The sequence below is a fragment of the Kitasatospora sp. NPDC085895 genome (genome assembly GCF_040702125.1).
Lineage (GTDB): Bacteria > Actinomycetota > Actinomycetes > Streptomycetales > Streptomycetaceae > Kitasatospora > Kitasatospora arboriphila.
Genome location: NZ_JBFBJY010000035.1, coordinates 13,082 through 30,209, shown reverse-complemented (window position 1 = coordinate 30,209; position 17,128 = coordinate 13,082). Strand labels below are relative to the sequence as shown.

Sequence of the window (17,128 nt, the reverse complement as noted above, 5' to 3'; positions counted from 1 at the left end):
CGATCCTCACTGGCCGTCGACCTCGCCGTAGGACTCCTGGGCCCGTGCCGGGACGGGACGCAGCGTGCGCAGCCCGCGGGCCACCGCGAACGCACGGCGCAGCGCGGAGACCGGACCGGTGCCGGGACCGGCCGCCGGCGGGACGAACGGCGGCTCGGCCGGCGGGCGCTGGCCGGGGATGAGCCGGGTGGCAGGCGCGGTGCTGCGGGCCGTCTTGGTCATCTCTCCACGTCCTCCGTGTTCCTGCCGGGTGCCGCCGGACCGGGGCCGGTGCGGGCCGTCCACTTCCAGACCTACCCCGCCGGGCGGCGTCCGGTGTCCCGATTCGGTGACGATGCCGTGCCGTCGCGGACCGGCCGCGGTCACGGGGCGTGCTCCACGGCGATCATCGTGCCCTGGAGCAGCGCGACCTCCTTGCCGGGGACGCCGCCGGTGATCGAACGGACCTCGGCGCCGACCACGGTGACGGTCCGTCCGCTGCGGACGACCGTGCCGATGGCCCGCAGCCGCTCGCCCACCCCGGGGCTGAGCAGGTTGAGCTTGAACTCCACGCTGAGCACGTCCTTGCCCTCGGGCATCAGGGAGAGCGCGGCCGCCCCGGCCGCCGCGTCGGCGAGCGTGGAGATGGCGCCGGCGTGCACGAAGCCGTTCTGCTGGGTCACCGCGGGCCGCACGGGCAGGTCGAGCACCACCCGGCCGCGGGCCAGCTCGACGATCTCCACCCCCAGGGTCGCCAGCATCGGCTGGCCGTCGAGGTTGCTGCGGAGGCGGTCGGTGAGGGTGTCCATGGCGCGGTCCTGGTGCGGGGGCGGAGTGCCCCAGAACCATCCGCCGCCGACCCGCCCCGCGTCAACCCGGTCGGGGCTGTGCCGCCCGGCACACCGCCCGCCCGGCCCGGCGCACCGCCCCGGACGGCACGGAGGCCCGCGCCGGTCGGCGCGGGCCCGTGGGGAGCGGGGGTGGGCGGCGGCGGGCCGCCCGGGCTCAGGCGAGGTCGGCGTCCTCGGCGGCCTCCTCGGCGGCGGCGGTGTCCGGGAGCTCGGTGCCGGTGACCGTCCTGGCGTCACCGGTGCGGTGCTGCGGCCCGTCGGCGTGGGCGCTCGGGGCGGTCAGCGAGGCGACGACGCCGACGGCGAGCGAGGCAAAGGCGAGCATGCTGCGCTTCTTCATGCCCTGCACAACGCGCGGGACGCCGCCGGGTCACGGGCGGTTCAGCGCGGCCAGTCGCGCAGGCCCGCGACCAGCACCCCGGTGAGCCGCTGCCGGGTGGTCGCGACGTCCTCGGCCAGCCGGAACCCGCCGGCGGTGCTCAGCGAGGCGAAGCCGTGCGCCGCGGCACGGACCGTCCGGGTGGCGTGGATCAGCTCGGAGCCGGCCAGCCCGTACCCGCGCAGCACCGCCAGGATCACCTCGACCAGCCGGCCGGCCGCCGCAGTCGACGCCGGGTCGTCCTGCGGCGCCTGCGGCAGGGCCGCGTAGCGCGACGGGTACTGCACCGCGTAGTCGACGTAGGCGTCGATCAGCGCCGCGAGCGCCTCGTCGCCGCCGCGGCCGAGCACCGCCCGGGACAGCCGTTCGGTCAGCTCGTCGGTGACCCGGACGGCGATCAGCCGGCGCAGTTCGGCGAGACCGCCGGTGACGTGCTTGTAGAGCGAGGGGGTGGCCACCCCGGCCCGGCCGGCGACCGCGGCCAGGGTGAGGGCCTCCGGGCCCTGCTCGTCGACGAGTTCCAGCGCGCGGTCGACGACGGCGGCGGGGGTCAGTCCGGCCCGGGGCATCAGGCGACCTCGTTCACTTCGGCCAGGAAGGGCAGCAGGGCGTCGGCGGTGGCCTGCGGGTACCCGGCCATCGGGTAGTGGCCGCCGCCCTCGATGATCACCATACGCCCGCGCAGCGCCGAGGCCTGCCGCTCGGCGAGCGCCGCCGGGTCGGGGAAGTCCGGGTCCCGGCTGCCCATGACGACCAGCGCCGGGCACCGCACGTCCGCGCCCCAGCCGGTCGGCGCGGAGTCGCCGCGGACGTAGCCGCGGACCGCCCGGCGGCGCCCCGGCTGCTTCAGCGCGGCGACCAGCCGGGCCCGCTGGGCGTCGAAGTCCGCGGGCCGCGCGGTCGGGAAGTAGAACTTCTGCGCGGCGCCCCACAGGCCGGGGAACCAGGTGACGGCCGGGCCGAGCAGGCCGACCACGGCCTTCTGCAGCAGGTTCGGCGGGAAGTTCTCGAAGAAGGCGTCGACCAGGACGATCCCGGCGACCCGCTCCGGTGCGTCCGCGGCGACCCGGACGACGGTGGCGCCGGTGTACGAGCTGCCCACCAGGACGGCGCGGTCGATGCCCAGGTGGTCGAGCAGGGCGCGGACGTCGCCGGCGATCGCGGTCGGCGAGTAGTCGTCCCACGCGGTCGAGGACTCGCCCATGCCGCGCAGGTCCATGGTGACCACCCGGTGTCCGGCGGCGGTGAGCAGCGGGTGCAGGTGCCGGTAGGCCGACCGCAGGTCGAGCATCCCGGGCAGCAGGACGACGGGGGTGCCGGCGCCCTGCTCGGTGTCGTCGTACGCCAGGCGGCCGCCGGGGACGTCCAGGTGGCGGGTCTGCGGGGCGTGCTGGGTGTCGTTCACGGCCGGCCTCCTTGGCCTCGCTGACGCGGCTGATTGCCCGTAGCCATAAAGCTATTGCTAATAGCCTTAGCCGTCAAGGGCGGCGCGGCGGCGCGTGCCGGCTGCGGTAGCTTTCGGCGGACCGCGGGAACCGAGAGACCGGAGGCGTCATGCCCCTCATCACCGTCAAGCAGCTGGCCGGCCGCACCGAGGAGCAGCGCGCCGAGATCGCCCGCGAGCTCACCGCCGCCTACGCCCGGGCGACCGGCACGGACCCGGAGAAGGTCTGGGTCGTCGTCGAGGAGATCCCGGCCGGGAACTGGGCGGCCGGCGGCGAGACCTTCGCCGCCAAGCAGGCCCGGGCCGCCTCCGCCGGCTGACCGCCGCGGGCCGGGCCCGCGGGGGTTCAGAGGCTGTCGGCCCGGAACGGGTCGTGCTCGGCCAGCAGCTTGTCCAGCCTGGCCTGGTCCACCCGGGACACCAGCTCCCCGGCGTCCTGGCGGTCGCGGACCACCTTGGCCAGCGTGAACGAGGACGTGATCACGTACAGCAGGGCGACCGCCAGGAAGGCGCGCATCCAGGCGTCCACCGGGAGGCGGGCGATCCCGATCGCCAGGGCGGCCGTGGCGAGGGCGAAGGACAGGACGGCCTGCACGTAGTAGGCGGCCGTGGTGCGGGACTGCATCGGTGCGCTCATGCCTTGCAGGGTCCCGGAGCGGGCACCGGCCCGCATGAGTACGGATACTCACCCCGAGGGGGGCGATCACCCTCCGTCAGGGACTGATTCACAATCCATGGCAAATCGCCCATCCTGCGCGTAGCCCTTACGAATCCACCGTCGCAGACGCTTGGAATCAAGGCGTGCCTAGCATTAACGTTTGATAACGCAGCGCGGTCGGCAACGCCGTACCGACACGGCACCGTGCGCGTGTCGCTCAATCCCGCGGCTGCCTTCGCCGGTGGTCACGGGAGCCGGGGAACCACCTTCCTTGGGGTGAATCGGCCGGGCCGGTGGCCCAGCCGTAGGAGACCTTCCTGCTCCGAACCCGTCAGCTAACCCGGTCGGCGAGGGAAGGAAAGGAGTGCGCCCCCGTGGCGTCGACGCACTCGGCGGACTCCGCCGCCGCAGCCACCCGGCTCCTCGACCACCCCTGGGAGCAGGCCGACCAGGCCCGCCACCGGATGCCCCGGCAGACCAGGGGCGGCAGCCCGCTGCTGGGCGTCACCGCCACCGTGGCCGCCACCCTCGGCGCCGCCGGCATGACCGCGGCCGCCGCCGGCCCGGCCGCCGCGGCCGAACCCGCCGTGAGCGCGCCCGACCAGGCCGCCGACTCCGCCGACCCGGGCCTCGCCCTCTTCGCCCGCATCCAGCAGCAGGCCGACCACCGCACCGCCGCAGACGAGGCCGCCCGCCTCGCCGCCGCGCAGGAGGCCGAGGCCCGCCGCGCCGCCCAGGCCGCCGTCGAGGCCACCGCCCTCGCCCTGCCGACCAGCGGCTACACCCTCGGCGCCCAGTACGGCCCCAGCGGCCACTGGGCCCACCTGCACACCGGCCTCGACTTCCAGGCCGCCACCGGCACCCCGGTCACCGCCGTCGGCAGCGGCACCGTCACCTCGGCCGGCTGGGCCGGCTCCTACGGCTACCGGATCGTCGAGACCCTGCCCGACGGCACCGAGGTCTGGTACTGCCACCTCAACCGGCTCGCGGTCACCGACGGCCCGGTCGAGCGCGGCACCGTCCTCGGCACGGTCGGCGCCACCGGCAGCGTCACCACCCCCCGCCTCCACCTCGAGGTCCGCCCCGCCGGCGGTGCCCCCGTCGACCCCCTCGGCTGGCTCCGCTCCCACGGCGTCCAGCCCTGACCGACACCCCGGAGGCAGCCACCCCAAGGGCTGCGACCTCCAGGGGCAGCACCTCAGGGGCGCTGCCCCGCTTCGCCTACTCCTCGTGACCTTCCCGGCGGGCTGCCGCGTAGGCCTCCAGTTCGGCGGTGCCGGGTTCGGGGGCCAGGTCGGGGTACTCGGTGAGCAGCAGGGCCGGCAGTCCCGGGACGGTCCACTGCCCGCACAGCCACAGCGCGACGTCCGCCACGACCTGCTCGAAGTCCTCGAACTCCCCCCGCAGCTCGTACGGCATCGGCTCGCCCTGTGCGGTCAGCGCCGCCAGGTTCCGGTAGCTGCGCTGCATCAGCCCGTACTCCAGCAGTCGCCGCGCCCCGTCCGTCGCCATGCCGATCGACAGCAGATGCGCCTCGCCCCAGCCGAGTGCGGCGTCCGCCCCGGTCATCGGGTCCAGTGCGCCGCCGTCGACCAGGGCCGCGTACGCCGCCGCCCGGTCCTCGGGTTCCAGGGCGCGGAAACCGTCCAGCCAGGCCCGCACCGCATCGGTGTCCGCGGTGTCCACCCCGTCCGCCCGCAGCAGCAGCGTGTAGAGCCGGGGCCAGGTCAGCAGCTGCGGCCGCCGCAGCAGCGTCCCGAGCAGTTCGCCCTGCCATTCCGCCTCGGCGTGCAGCCGTTCCTGCCGCTTGGCGTTGAGCCGCCGGGCGGCCCGCTGGTGGTCGATCAGCAGCCGGACGGTCTCGCCGTACGCGCCGGGGTCGCCCTCCGGCTGGACGTACAGGTGGAGCCGTTCGTGGAGCAGTTGTTCGACCACGGCGGAGCCGAGTTCGGGCCAGCCGTCGTGGAGCGGTGCGCCGCCGAGTTCCAGCAGGGTCAGGACCTGCTGGGCGGCCTCCTCCGGCACCGGGGGCAGCGCCTCGGCGTCCGCCCAGGCGAGCAGGGACCCGGCGCGGGTACGGGGGATGAGCTGCAGGTCTTCGTCGTCCACGCCGGTACCGTAGCCGGTGCGGGGTCCGGCGCGCGGCACCCGGGCCCGCCGCGGGCCGGGGGTGCGGCCGGGCCGGCCGGGGTAGGGTCGGCGGCCATGACAGCCGAACAGGTCCGGACGGACCGCCAGGTCCTCCTGGTGGGACCGCGCCTGGCGATCCGCGAGTTCCGGCTGGCCCCGGAGGACGTCCTCGCCCTGCACGCCGTCCTCGGCGACCCGGAGGCCGTCCGGCACCTCGGGTACGAGGTCTGCGACGAGGAGGAGTGCGCCGATCAGATCGAGCTCTCGCTCGACGAGGCCGAGCAGGACCCGCGCACCGTCTACCAGCTCGCCGTCGCCCCGGCCGAGCGGGACGGCGGGGACCCGCCGATCGGCCAGGCCGTCCTCGAACTCGAAGGCACCCGCGCCGCCTCCCTCGGCTGCGTGCTGCGCCGGGACACCTGGGGAAACGGTTACGCGGGCGAAGTCCTCGCGCTGCTCTGCGGGTTCGGCTTCGGGACGCTCGGTCTGCACCGGCTCGCCGCCCGGGTCGCCCCGGAGAACGCCGCCTCGGTGCGGGTGCTGACCCGGGCCGGTTTCCGGCCGGAGGGCCGGATCCGGCACGACCTGCTGGTGCGCGGGGCGTGGCGGGACTCGCTGCTGTTCTCGCTGCTGGAGGACGAGTGGGTGCGGCCCGCCGCAGCACGGGGGTGGGGAGAACCCCACCCCTGAGCCGCCGGTGGGCCGGATTACCCCGGGCGCCCCGCTCCGGCACCGTGGAGTCGTCAGTCCGAACGGACACCGAGGGGCCACAGATGACCACCGCACCGCTGCACCAGACCGCCGCGCCGTACCCGGGCGACGTGCCCGCCGGGCGCCGGCCCGGCTTCCTGCGGGCGCCGTTCGCGGCCGCCACCTACCGGGAGGTCGGCTTCGTCCTCACCGGCCTGCCGATCGCGATCGCGGCCTTCGTCGTCGCCGTCGCCCTGTTCTGCACCGGGCTCGGCCTGCTCGTCACCGCACTCGGCCTGCCGGTGCTGGCCCTGCTGCTCGTGCAGGCACGGGGCTTCGGCGCGCTGGAGCGGCACCGGGCCCGCGTCCTGCTCGGCACGCCGGTCGCCGCGCCCGCGCCCGTCGTCCCGAAGCGCACCGGTTTCTGGGGCACCGTCACCGACCGGATCGCCGACGGCGCGGGCTGGCGTGCGGTGCTGCACCAGGTGCTGATGTTCCCCTGGGCGGTGCTGAGCTTCGCCGTCACCGTGACCTTCCTGGTGACCGGCTGGGTGGTCGCGCTGTACCCGCTCTACCACTGGGTCTTCGCCCGGTACACCGACTGGCCGGGCTACCGGGTGTACGACTTCACCACCGACGCCGGGCGCCACCACGAGCTCTACGTCACCACCCCGGCCCAGATCGCGGGCGTCTGCGCCCTCGGCATCGTGCTGGTGCTGCTCACCCCGCAGCTGGTCCGCGGGCTCACCGCGGTCAACCGGCTCGCCGCCCGCGGCCTGCTCGGCGGCCGCTGAGCCGACTGCCCCTCAGGGTGCGGCCCCCACGGCCCCGGCAGCCCGGATGCGGGCCTCCGGAGGCCGTGGTCCGATGAGCCGTACCGCGCCCGGGCCATCGCCCCGGTGCACCGCCCGTCCGCGAGGGAGCCGCCGTGCTGGTGACGTCCCGTCCGCTCGACGAGTACTGCGCCTCCTCCGGCCTCAGCCGGGCCGTGCTGCGCGGCCTGTCCGGTCCGCTGCTGGACTGCCCCGGGGGCGCCGCCGTGCTCGCCGACCTGGCCCGCGCCGGCCGGGACGCCGTGGCAGCGCAGATGTGCAGCACCCCGCAGCGCTACCCCTCCCCCGCCACCTCCGGTACGACAAGTACCTGCGCAGCTGGGACCGGCCCGGGAGCTGTTCACGGCCGACCGGGCCGCCCACCCCCACCGCTACGTGGCCGCCGCACTGCCCCGGCTGCCGTTCGCCGACGGCACCTTCGCCCTCACCCTCGGCTCGTACCTGCTGTTCGCCCACCCGGACCGGTTCGGCCCCGACGACCAGCTGTCGGCGCTGCTCGAACTGGTCCCGGTGACCGATCCGGCCGGCGAGGTCCGCGTCCACCCGCTGCACGACGGGGAGGGCAGGCACTGCCGGCACCTCGACGGGCTCCGGGCCGCGCTCGGCCGGCACGGGGTGGCCGGCGAGATCACCGTGCGGCGTGCGGCCGGACAGGACCGCCGGGTGCTGCGGCTGCGGTCCGTCCGCCGCCGTCAGGGAGCGGCCGGACCTTCGGGGGCCTGCACCTGAGGCGGGATCGCCGGCACCGCGGCGATCTGCGGGCCGCCGGCCGTGCCGGTGTCCCGGCCACCGCCGTCCGGGCCGTCCGGGCCGTCCGAACCGCCCGGGCTGCCGCCGCCGTCGGGCGCCGGGGCGGGCACCCGCCGCAGCACCTCGTCGGCGACCGCCCGCCGCCGCGAGTCCGGCGGCACGTTCCGGGTGTTGCGGACCTTGTAGGCGACGGCCGCCCGCAGTGCCGCCCGCTGCTCCGCGGTGAGTTCGGGGCCGCCGAGCATCGCCTTGGCGGCGAGCAGGGCCTGCAGCAGCTCGAAGGGCGACAGGTGCCGGTCGATCGCCGAGACCACGAGGTCCAGGTTCTCCGGGTCGGGCTTGCCCTGCAGCAGGGCGAGCGCCTGCACCCGCAGGCCCTCGACGCCGGTCTCGAAGAGGTCCCGCACCTGCCGGGGGCTGAAGTTCAGCGACCGGGCGGCCAGCACCGTCTGGTTCACCGAGTCGGCGAGGGTCTGCCGGTCGGCGGCGGACAGCGCCCGGGCGAGCAGCAGCCGGGTCAGCAGCCAGCCGGCGAGGAAGCCGAGGACGGTGAAGTACACCGAGAGGGCCGCCGCGAAGCCGGCCGCGCCGGGGCCGCCGCCGACCGCCGGGGCGAGCGCCTCGCCGAGCTCCCTCAGCCGGCGCGGCAGGGTGCCGATCTGGGTGAGTCCGGCACCGAGCAGGATCTTGGTCAGCCAGTCGGAGACCTGCTCCAGATTGGTGTTGGGGGCGTAGCTCGCGGTCGAGGTCGCGGACTGGTCGTCCGGATGGGCCGCCGCCCCGCTGGTCAGCAGCTTGGGGATGCCGAAGAGGAAGCCGAGCAGGCCGCCGCCGACCGCGAACGTCGCCGCGACCACCAGGCCGCCGCCGAGCGCCCGCACCCCGTGCTCGCTCGCCAGGGCGTACAGCACCAGGCCGACCAGCCCGGCGCCGACCACCCCGGCCAGCCCGATCCGCACCGCCGGCACCGGCTGTCCGCCGCGCTCCAGCTCCACCCGAGCCACCCCCGCCCCCGGTCCCCTGTGGTCCGCAGTGACTGTAGCGGACGGGCCGGTCACTCCGGGAGGTCGCCGCACCCGGCGGGCCGGGGGCCCCGGGTGGGAGGCCCGGACCGGGCCCGGACATGCAGACGGCCCGCGGGCTGCTTCCTCGGTGCCGGTCCCGAGGGACCTGCTGCCGAGGCACCGGGGATGTACCGGTGAGCCCGCGGGCCGGGTGACTGCTTGGGTCTGCGCCTGCCGCCGGAGGCCCCTGGGGCCCCGCACACTGCACAGGCAGGGGCGGCTCTAGCGAGCAGCCACCTCACGCATCCTGGTGGTACTCAACTCAGGATCACCTCCTTTCAGTGTGCGGCCACCTTAGGCACGCGCTCCGGAGGAGGGCAATGGATTTTCCGGGTACCGCCGGTACCAGGCTGGGCGGCCCGGAGCAGGACCGTGCGCCCCGGGCGCCGCCCGGACACGACGAAGGCCCGGCAGAAGATCTGCCGGGCCTTCGTGCTACTGAGTAGCGGGGACAGGATTTGAACCTGCGACCTCTGGGTTATGAGCCCAGCGAGCTACCGAGCTGCTCCACCCCGCGTCGGTGAACCCAACACTACGTGACGGACGCGCGGAAGGGAAATCCGTTCCCCACGGGGGTGCCGTCCACGCATCGGTCACCCCGGCAGCGGAGGGCGGGCGGGTTGCCGGGCGCGCCGGGCGCGGGCCCACACCGCCAGGCAGACCAGGGCCGCGAAGGCGGGCACCATGACCAGCCCGTAGATCAGCAGGAAGCCGTCCGTGCCTAGACCCGCGGCGCCGTTCCACACCCCGTGCAGGCCGATCGCCGCGGCCAGGCCCACCGGGGCGGCGAGCCGGGAGAGCCAGCGCCGCCCGGTGGTGAGGGTGATCGCCACCCCGAGGCCGGTCAGCGCGGTGAACAGCGGGTGCGCGAAGGGCGACAGCAGCGCCCGCAGCACGAAGGTGTGCACGGTGGAGTCGAAGTCGCGCAGGGTCGGCGGCTCGCCGAGACCGATGGAGTCCAGCCGGGACTGCTGGTCGTCGGTGAAGGCGCGGCCCAGGTAGAGGGCGTTCTCGGTGAAGGCGAAGCCGCAGGCCGTGATCGCGCCGAGGACGAGGCCGGCGGCCAGCGTCCGCGGGCTGGAGCGGGCCCGCGGATGCGCCCGGTCACCCGGCGCGAGCAGCACCGGCGGGCGGAAGTACGGCAGCGGCCGCAGGTGGGGCCGTATCCGCGGCAGCGCGCCGCGCGGGCGGCGCGGCCGGGGGACGGCGGGCACCGGCGCGGGCGGGCCGGCCGTGTGCGGCTGCTCCGGGCCGGCCTCGGCGAGCAGCGCACAGCTGTGGTCCTGCCGGCAGCTGGGCCGCCTGCGGACGGGCAGCAGCAGCAGGAGGATCGCGGCGCCCTTGCAGAGCTCCTCGATCAGCGGGGTGGCGACCTCGGCGCCGAGCGTCTCGCCGCGGCTGCTGCCCTGGTGGGCGATCAGGAAGTCGCTGGCCCACCCGTTGGCGAGCAGGGCCACCGTGGTGGCCGCGCAGGCGCCCCAGGCCAGGCAGAAGAGGGTGTGCCGCAGCGGGACGCGCGCGGTCTGGTTGAGCCAGGCCAGCGAGCCCAGCACGAAGGGCAGTGGCAGCAGGGCGAGCCCGAGCCCGACCAGCAGGCCGGTGGTGCCGGTCTGCCGCTGCACCAGGTGCAGGATCAGCACCCCGCTGCCGGCCAGCGCGAACGCGGCCAGAGAGGAGGAGAGCGCCGGGTAGTGCAGCGAGCGGTGCAGGGCCTCCAGCCGCGCCCAGTGCGGCAGCAGACGGCGGACCGCGCCGGCCCGGGGCCCCGGGATGGTCCGGGTGCCGGCGGGGGTCGCGGGCGGTTCGTCGGCGGCAGTGCGGGCCGTGGTGCTGGGGGACGGGCTGCCGCTGGGCGGACGGCTCACCCGGAAAGCGTAGGCGACGGCTCCGCCGGAGGGGGAGCCCCCGGGACGATCCGTGTGCCCGTCATCACTGCGGGTGACGTACCGTCAGCTCCCGGTGGCGGGGTGTCGCCACCGGGTCCGGCGGGAGTCCGCCGGGCGGATCAGCGGCGCCGGAAGAGCAGGTCGTGTACGACGTGCCCCTTGGCCAGGCCCGCCCGCTCGAACTTCGTCAGCGGTCGCCAGTCCGGGCGCGGCGCGTAACCGGGCACGCTGCCCGCCGGGCGCTGCTCGGGCTCCAGCCAGCCGCTGCCGTCACCCTCGGGGTGGAGGTTCTCCAGCTCGTCCGAGGCGGAGAGCACGTCCAGCATCTGCTCCGCGTAGTGCTCCCAGTCGGTGGCGCAGTGCACCAGCGCGCCGGGCGCGAGCTTGGGCAGCACCAGCTCCAGGAAGTGCGGCTGGACCAGGCGGCGCTTGTGGTGCTTGGGCTTCGGCCACGGGTCGGCGAAGTAGACCCGCAGACCGGCCAGCGAGGCGTCCGGCAGCATGTCGCGGAGCAGGATCACCGCGTCGCCCGCGGCGAGCCGCACGTTGGGGGAGCCGTCGCGCTCCAGCATCTGCAGCAGGTTGCCGTGGCCGGGCGTGTGCACGTCGGCGGCCAGGATGCCGGACGACGGGTCGGCGGCGGCCATCGCGGCCGTGGTCTCGCCCATGCCGAAACCGATCTCCAGGGTGACCGGGAGGTCGCCGAAGAGCGCCGGCAGGTCGAGCGGGGTGCCGTCGATCGCCAGCCCGTACCGCTCCCACAGCCGGTCCAGGGCGTCCGCCTGGGCGTTGGTCATCCGGCCGCGGCGCGGCTGGAAGCTGCGGATGCGCCGCTCCCGGTGCTGGGCCTCGGTGGCCTTGTGCGGGTACATCGGCGCCGGGTACGCGGCCGGGGCGGCGGAGAGCCGGGCGGACGGGGACAGCTCGGGGCTGGGGGCGGTGGCAGTCACAATCGCCCCAGTCTACGAGGGTCCGCCGGTGTCCCGGCGTGGCCCGCGTCTCATCGCCCCGGCCCGGCCGTGTCCCGCCCGGGCGCCCCACCGCCGGCCTCCAGCGCCGCCAGCGCCCGCCGGGCCACCTCACGGCCGATCGGCAGCGAGGCGGTGGCGGCCGGCGAGGGCGCGTTCAGCACGTGCACCGCCCGGCGGGCGGAGGCCGGGTCGTCCGGGTCGAAGCCGGCGAAGGCGAAGTCGTCCAGCAGCGAGCCGTCCCGGGCCACCGCCTGGGCGCGCACCCCGGCCGCGGCGGGGACGAGGTCCCCGGCGGTCACGGCAGGCAGCAGGCGCTGCACCGCGGTGGTGAACGCCTTCCGCGACAGCGAGCGGTGCAGTTCGCCGAGCTCGTACCGCCAGTGCCGCCGGGCGATCCGCCAGGTGCCGGGGAAGGCCGCCGTCCCCGCGAGGTCGCGCAGCCGCACCGTGCGCCAGTCGTAGCCCTCCCGGGCCAGCGCGGGCACCGCGTTCGGGCCGACGTGCACGTCCCCGTGGACACCCCGGGTGAGGTGCACGCCCAGGAACGGGAAGGCCGGGTCCGGCACCGGGTAGACCAGGCCCCGGACGAGGCCCCGCCGGTGCTCGGCCAGCTCGTAGTACTCGCCGCGGAACGGGACGATCCGCACCCCCGGGTCGTCGCCGGCCAACCGCGCCACCCGGTCGCCGTGCAGGCCCGCGCAGTTCACCAGCACCCCGCAGCGGACCTCCCCCGTCGAGGTCTGCACCGTCACCCCGTCCGCACGGCGGGCCACCGCACGCAACTCCGTCCCGGTGTGCAGCACCGCGCCCTTCTCCCCGGCGAGCTCCGCGTACCGGCGGGCCACCGCCGGGAAGTCGCAGATGCCGGTCGTACCGACGTGCAGGCCCGCCACCCCGCGGACCTCCGGCTCGTACCCGGCGATGCCCGCCGCGTCCAGCTCGGCCACCGGGATGCCGTTGGCGCGGCCGCGCTCCGCCAGCGCGGCCAGCCGCGGCAGCTCCTCGGCCGACGTGGCGACGATCAGCTTGCCGGTGACCTCGTGCGGGATGCCCTGTTCGCGGCAGAACTCCACCATCTCCGCGGCGCCGCCGGTCGCGTACCGGGCCTTCAACGAACCCGGCCGGTAGTACACCCCGCTGTGGATCACCCCGCTGTTGCGGCCGGTCTGGTGCGCGGCGAGGGCCTGCTCCTTCTCCAACACCGCGACCCGCACGCCGGGCTGCGCCCGGGTCAGCGCGTATGCCGTGGACAGGCCGACGATGCCGCCCCCCACCACCAGAACGTCGACGTCGTAGCGCACCTCGGCCCCTTCGCTCGGCTGCCCCCGCCGCAGCGATCGTGCCACGACGGGGGCCCACCGAGAAGGCGGCCGGGGGAACCCCCAGGGGGCGCGTGGGGGCACCTCCCGGCCGAAGGCCGGGGGAGAACTGCGGAGGGCACCACCAGGGGCGCGGGGAACTGCGCAGTCCGGGAAGGGGCATCGCGACGAATTCGGGCCGAGCCCTGGTCCGTACGGTGCGCCACATCCGAATCGCGCGGTTCCCCGCGCCCCACGGTGATCGCCCCGCGAGGGGCTGCCGCTAGGGCTTGTCTGACGATTCGCGTCGCATCGGCGCGCGGCGTCGGGCGCCCGACCGGGCGTGCCGCCGTATCGGCCTCGTACTGGACGTACTCGGGCGATGCGGCGGTGCGTCCGGTCGGGATGCCCGGCGTCGCGCGCGCGGCGGGAATCGTCAGACAAGCCCTAGTCCTGCTCCCAGGGCCAGTGGGCGTCGCGGCCGGCCTCCAGCAGCGGGATCAGGCGGAAGGCCGCGTCGGTCAGGCCGCCGAAGGTGTGGCGGCGGGCGCCGCCGGAGGGCGCGTGGCCCGCCCGGTAGCCGGCCAGGTTCCAGGTGTAGACCGGGACCTGCGCCGGGACCGCGGCGAGCGGGTCGCCCTGCCAACCGCCGTACGCCTGCTCGTCGGTGACGATCACCACCCGGTCGTGGCCGCGGTAGTGCTGCCGGACGGCCTTGCCGGTCTCGGTGCCGCCGAGGTTGGAGAAGCGGTCCAGCACCTTCAGCACCGCGTCGCCGCGCTGCAGCTTGATCCGGCGGCTGGTGGTGCCGAACTCGACCAGGTCGGCGTCGGCCGCGCGCAGTGCCAGCGCCGCGCCGAAGACCGCCGCCGAGTCCGCCCGGTTGAGCTGGGTCTGCGCGCTCGGCCGGTCGAACATGGAGCCGGAGCGGTCGACCAGGACGAGCGTGCGGCCCGGCAGCACCGGGACGTTGGCGAGCGAGTGGCCGAGCGCGGTCTCCAGCGCGTGGCCCCAGCGGAGCGAGGGCGCGTGCCGGTGCGCGGCGAGGTAGCGGAACGGGAACTGCTTGGACCGCTGCACCTCACCCCGGTCGGAGATCCGCCGCGCGACCTGCTCGGCCACCGCGTCCGACACCCCGGCCTGGTCGAAGTTCCGCAGGTTGCGGACGAGGGCCATCGACCCCATCGAGGGGATGATCGCCTCCCAGACCGCCGCGTCCAGCGGGCCCTGCAGCCAGCCGGCCAGCGCCTCCCAGGTCATGCCGGCCGCGGCCAGCCGCTCCGCACCGGCGGGGCCGGTGACGACCGCGCGCCGCTGTTCGACCGGCAGCGCGAGCAGTTCGCGGCTGGCGGTCAGCAGGGCGTCGCCGGTCGGCGGGACGGCCTCGTCGGGGCGGTGCCGGCGGTCCAGCGCGTACCGGAACAGCGGGCCCTGCCACGGCTTGTCGGGGTGCGGCGAGGGGTGGGTCAGCTCCAGCACGTCGCCGAACCGGAAGCCCTTGGAGACGGTGTCGTACTTGAGCAGCGCGCGGCCGTTGTACAGCCGCCGCGTGGCGTCGGCGACACCCCGCTTGAGCGGCTTCGGCAGCGCCCGGCCGTACCGGGAGGTCCAGTAGGCGAGCAGCTCGCCGGGCTCGTCGGGACGCTGCAGCACCGCGTCGACGGCCTGCCGGGAGAACCCGGGCGCCTCGGCGTCGAGCCGGGCGCGGGTGAACTCGGCGGCGCCGACCAGCGAGGCGGTGCGCATCGCGGCACCGTACCGGAGCCAGCGCAGCAGGCCGAGCGTCCACTCCGGGTCGCTCACCGCGAGGGAGCGGACCAGGGCGGTGTACCGGTCGTCGCGGGCGCCGCCGCGCTCGTAGAAGGTGTCCTGGCCGACCAGGTTGGCGACGGCGAGCAGGAAGAGTTCGGACTTCTCGTCGCGCAGGTGGCCCACGCCGCCGGCGTGGTTGAGGGCGTGCTGCCCGGTCGTGGTCACGGGCGAGGTCGGGCCGGTCTTCGGGCGGCGGATGTTGAAGCGAGACATGGTGGTTCCCCCTGCGGGGAGGCAGAGCGGAGCCGGGGCGTCCGAGGTCGTGCCGGCCTCGCGGGCCGGCCCGCGGCGGAGGTGACAACAGGTGCTCTGTCCGCTGAGCTACCGGTCGTGCTCGCGCACGGCCGTCCGGGATTCGAACCCGGGACCGCCTGATCCCAATGAAGTAACCCCCGCCTGCGCACCGGACGCCCCGGCGCGCTGCCTCCCGAGATCAAAAGTGGGTGCCGGCTCATTTCTTGGAGGAAGTAACCGGTCCTGCGCACCGGGAGGTGGCAGTCGTATGCACGTGTGGTGTCCGGAGAACAGAAGCGGCGGAGGTGACGTGTGCTGCTCTACCGACTGAGCTACACCGGCCCGAAGCCGATGACGGGACTCGAACCCGCGACCTGCCCATTAACAGTGGAAGTAACCTCTGCCTGCGCACCCGGACGAGGAAGACGTTAGCCACCGGGCGGCCCGGGGTGCATCCGAATATCCGCGGCGGTCTTCAGGTCGAGGCGGTCAGCACCAGCCGGGCCCGTTCCGTCAACTCCCGCACCCGTCGCTCGTCCTGGTAGGGCTCCAGGCGGCGCAGCAGCTCCAGGACGTACTCCCGGCTGCGCTGCGAGGAGATCCGCCCGGCCACGTCCACCGCGCGTTCGCCGGCCGCCACGGCGGCGTCCAGGTCCCCCGCCTCGGCCTCGGCCATCGCGGAGACCACCAGCCGCAGTGCGTGCGAACGCACGTAGCCCTCGGTCGGCCGGGCCAGCGCCTCCCGGGTGAACTGCCGCACCTTGGACGGCATCCCGAGGTCGCGGAAGCACTCCGCGGCGTCCGCGGCCAGCCGGTCGTAGGTGTAGAAGTCGATCCAGGTCGGGTCGGCGTCCCCGGGCCGCGAGCGGTCCAGCGCCCCCTCCGCGGCGACCAGGGCCGTCGCGCAGGCCGCCGCGTTGCCGGCCCTGGCCTGCGCCCGGGCCTCCACCAGGTGGAAGAAGCTCATCGTGCGGGCCGTCGCCAGCCCCCGGTTGCGTTCCAGCGCGGCCTGCGCGAGGTCCACCGCCTCCTCGGGGAAGTTCCGGTACACCGCCTGCAGGCTCATCGACGCCAGCACGTACCCGCCGAGCGGCACGTCCCCGGCCGCCCGGGCCAGGCGCAGGGCCTGGATGTAGTACCGCTGCGCGGCCTCGTGCTGGCCGGTGTCGAAGGCCATCCAGCCGGCCAGCCGGGTCAGTTCGGCCGTGGCGCCGAACAGCGCCCGGCCCACCGCGTCGCTGTACGAGCCGAGCAGCAGCGGGGCCGCCTCCACCCGCAGGCACTCCGGCACCATCGACGAACGCCAGTCCCCGCCGCCGTACTTGGAGTCCCAGCGGCGGGCCTCCTGGGCGGCCTCGCGGAGCTTCGCCGCGTCCGAGTGGCCCACCCGGTGACCGGAGCGGTCCGGTGCCGCGGCCTCCCGGGCGACCGAGCCGTCCGCCGGGGTGATCAGCCAGCGGGAGACCGGCGTCGCGTACGCCGAGACGGAGAAGGTGCCGGCCAGGCTGTCGCTCCACCGTCCGCCGCCGGGGCCTCTGCGCAGGTCCAGGTCGACCCGCCACAGCTCGGTCGCCGAACGGACGGCCTCCGGCACCTCGCGCGGGAACTCCAGGCCGAGTTCGGGGGTCGGTTGGGTGTCGCCGAGGCCGATCTCCTCCAACGGCACCGGGCGGCCCAGCTTGCTGCCGAGCGCGGTCGCGATCAGGTGCGGCACCGGCCGCTGCGGCACCATGCCCTTGGTGACCCACCGCGCCACCGAGGTCTTGTCGTAGCGCAGCGTCAGACCGCGCTGTGCGCCCAGGTCGTTGACCCGGCGGGCCAGTCCGGCGTTGCTGATCTGGGCGAGGGACAGGAGTGCGCCGAGCCGTTCGTTCGGCCCTCGTGAACTGGCGGTCATGGTGGCGGTGGCACCCCCTGGCGAGGTCCTGCGCGGAGGGTGGCGCGCGTATTGCGGCCACCCGCTGCACCTAGCGTAGTCGGACGGGTTCCGAGGGTTAAGAGGCCGCATTCCGGATGGCGGGATAGCGCGCACCAACGGCCTGTCGGCGACGGTCCGTCCGCCCCGCCGCGGAACGGCCCGCTCCACCGTGCTCCGGGCCGGACTCCCGTGCTCCGGTGCCGTGCCGACGTGCGCCCGCCCGTGCCCCCT

18 protein-coding genes, 2 tRNA genes and 1 riboswitch are annotated in these 17,128 nt (G+C 75.5%); of the genes, 5 read left to right on the top strand and 15 right to left on the bottom strand.

Annotated elements, in window-relative coordinates:
• Positions 1-6 precede the first annotated feature (6 nt).
• The 5 genes from AB0442_RS21925 to AB0442_RS21905 all read right to left on the bottom strand — a co-directional run bounded on the left by AB0442_RS21925 (position 7) and on the right by AB0442_RS21905 (position 2,614).
• Positions 7-222: a hypothetical protein gene (locus AB0442_RS21925; protein ID WP_344628307.1), complete on the bottom strand. Its 216-nt coding sequence runs from the start codon at positions 220-222 to the stop codon at positions 7-9.
• Positions 223-362: 140 nt separating this feature from the next.
• Positions 363-788 carry a PaaI family thioesterase gene (locus AB0442_RS21920; protein ID WP_366164656.1) on the bottom strand — a complete coding sequence of 142 codons (426 nt, stop codon included), beginning with the start codon at positions 786-788 and terminating at the stop codon, positions 363-365.
• A 196-nt stretch (positions 789-984) separates the two neighbouring features.
• Positions 985-1,170 (bottom strand): hypothetical protein, encoded by a 186-nt coding sequence (locus AB0442_RS21915; protein ID WP_366164655.1) that lies wholly within the window; start codon positions 1,168-1,170, stop codon positions 985-987.
• 41 nt (positions 1,171-1,211) lie between these two features.
• Positions 1,212-1,778 (bottom strand): TetR-like C-terminal domain-containing protein, encoded by a 567-nt coding sequence (locus AB0442_RS21910; protein ID WP_366164653.1) that lies wholly within the window; start codon positions 1,776-1,778, stop codon positions 1,212-1,214.
• On the bottom strand, positions 1,778-2,614 hold the full coding sequence (locus AB0442_RS21905; RefSeq protein WP_366164651.1) for an alpha/beta hydrolase: 837 nt from the start codon (positions 2,612-2,614) through the stop codon (positions 1,778-1,780). The genes AB0442_RS21910 and AB0442_RS21905 overlap by 1 nt, the downstream gene beginning before the upstream one ends.
• A gap of 149 nt (positions 2,615-2,763) precedes the next feature.
• Between AB0442_RS21905 and AB0442_RS21900 the strand changes: the two genes are divergently transcribed.
• Positions 2,764-2,973, top strand: coding sequence for a 4-oxalocrotonate tautomerase family protein (locus AB0442_RS21900; RefSeq protein WP_366164650.1), 210 nt, complete (start codon positions 2,764-2,766; stop codon positions 2,971-2,973).
• 26 nt (positions 2,974-2,999) lie between these two features.
• Here the strand turns inward: AB0442_RS21900 and AB0442_RS21895 are convergent, their stop codons facing one another.
• Positions 3,000-3,290 carry a YiaA/YiaB family inner membrane protein gene (locus AB0442_RS21895; RefSeq protein WP_366164648.1) on the bottom strand — a complete coding sequence of 97 codons (291 nt, stop codon included), beginning with the start codon at positions 3,288-3,290 and terminating at the stop codon, positions 3,000-3,002.
• Between the two features lie 225 nt (positions 3,291-3,515).
• Positions 3,516-3,678, top strand: a riboswitch (cyclic di-AMP (ydaO/yuaA leader).
• 7 nt (positions 3,679-3,685) lie between these two features.
• Here AB0442_RS21895 and AB0442_RS21890 point away from each other — a divergent pair.
• The gene (locus AB0442_RS21890) at positions 3,686-4,456 is read left to right on the top strand and encodes a M23 family metallopeptidase (RefSeq protein WP_363545841.1); all 771 of its coding nucleotides are present in this window, start codon (positions 3,686-3,688) and stop codon (positions 4,454-4,456) included.
• Positions 4,457-4,532: 76 nt separating this feature from the next.
• On the opposite strand, the gene AB0442_RS21885 is transcribed toward AB0442_RS21890, so the two are convergent.
• Positions 4,533-5,420, bottom strand: a complete 888-nt coding sequence (locus AB0442_RS21885; RefSeq protein WP_366164647.1) for a hypothetical protein — start codon at positions 5,418-5,420, stop codon at positions 4,533-4,535.
• A gap of 96 nt (positions 5,421-5,516) precedes the next feature.
• Between AB0442_RS21885 and AB0442_RS21880 the strand changes: the two genes are divergently transcribed.
• The 3 genes from AB0442_RS21880 (at position 5,517) to AB0442_RS21870 (ending at position 7,693) form a co-directional block, all read left to right on the top strand.
• Positions 5,517-6,131: a GNAT family protein gene (locus AB0442_RS21880; RefSeq protein WP_366164645.1), complete on the top strand. Its 615-nt coding sequence runs from the start codon at positions 5,517-5,519 to the stop codon at positions 6,129-6,131.
• Between the two features lie 83 nt (positions 6,132-6,214).
• The gene (locus AB0442_RS21875; RefSeq protein WP_366164643.1) at positions 6,215-6,925 is read left to right on the top strand and encodes a sensor domain-containing protein; all 711 of its coding nucleotides are present in this window, start codon (positions 6,215-6,217) and stop codon (positions 6,923-6,925) included.
• Positions 6,926-7,339: 414 nt separating this feature from the next.
• Positions 7,340-7,693 (top strand): hypothetical protein, encoded by a 354-nt coding sequence (locus AB0442_RS21870; RefSeq protein WP_366164641.1) that lies wholly within the window; start codon positions 7,340-7,342, stop codon positions 7,691-7,693.
• Here AB0442_RS21870 and AB0442_RS21865 read toward each other — a convergent pair.
• The 8 genes from AB0442_RS21865 to AB0442_RS21830 form a co-directional block, all read right to left on the bottom strand.
• On the bottom strand, positions 7,657-8,709 hold the full coding sequence (locus AB0442_RS21865; protein WP_366164640.1) for a hypothetical protein: 1,053 nt from the start codon (positions 8,707-8,709) through the stop codon (positions 7,657-7,659). The two genes, AB0442_RS21870 and AB0442_RS21865, sit on opposite strands and share 37 nt — an antisense overlap.
• A 512-nt stretch (positions 8,710-9,221) precedes the next feature.
• Positions 9,222-9,295 (bottom strand) — tRNA-Met (locus tag AB0442_RS21860).
• A gap of 76 nt (positions 9,296-9,371) precedes the next feature.
• On the bottom strand, positions 9,372-10,643 hold the full coding sequence (locus AB0442_RS21855) for a PrsW family intramembrane metalloprotease (RefSeq protein ID WP_363545859.1): 1,272 nt from the start codon (positions 10,641-10,643) through the stop codon (positions 9,372-9,374).
• A gap of 140 nt (positions 10,644-10,783) precedes the next feature.
• Positions 10,784-11,614: a tRNA (guanosine(46)-N7)-methyltransferase TrmB gene (trmB, locus tag AB0442_RS21850; RefSeq protein ID WP_363545862.1), complete on the bottom strand. Its 831-nt coding sequence runs from the start codon at positions 11,612-11,614 to the stop codon at positions 10,784-10,786.
• Positions 11,615-11,664: 50 nt separating this feature from the next.
• Positions 11,665-12,936, bottom strand: coding sequence for an L-2-hydroxyglutarate oxidase (gene lhgO, locus AB0442_RS21845; protein ID WP_366164639.1), 1,272 nt, complete (start codon positions 12,934-12,936; stop codon positions 11,665-11,667).
• Positions 12,937-13,380: 444 nt separating this feature from the next.
• A complete protein-coding gene (locus AB0442_RS21840) occupies positions 13,381-14,958 on the bottom strand; it encodes a TROVE domain-containing protein (RefSeq protein WP_366164638.1) in 1,578 nt (525 codons plus the stop codon).
• A 370-nt stretch (positions 14,959-15,328) separates the two neighbouring features.
• Positions 15,329-15,392 (bottom strand) — tRNA-OTHER (locus AB0442_RS21835).
• Between the two features lie 62 nt (positions 15,393-15,454).
• Entirely contained in the window at positions 15,455-16,876 is a 1,422-nt protein-coding gene (locus AB0442_RS21830; RefSeq protein ID WP_344628482.1) for an MFS transporter, read from the bottom strand.
• Between the last annotated feature and the right edge of the window lie 252 nt (positions 16,877-17,128).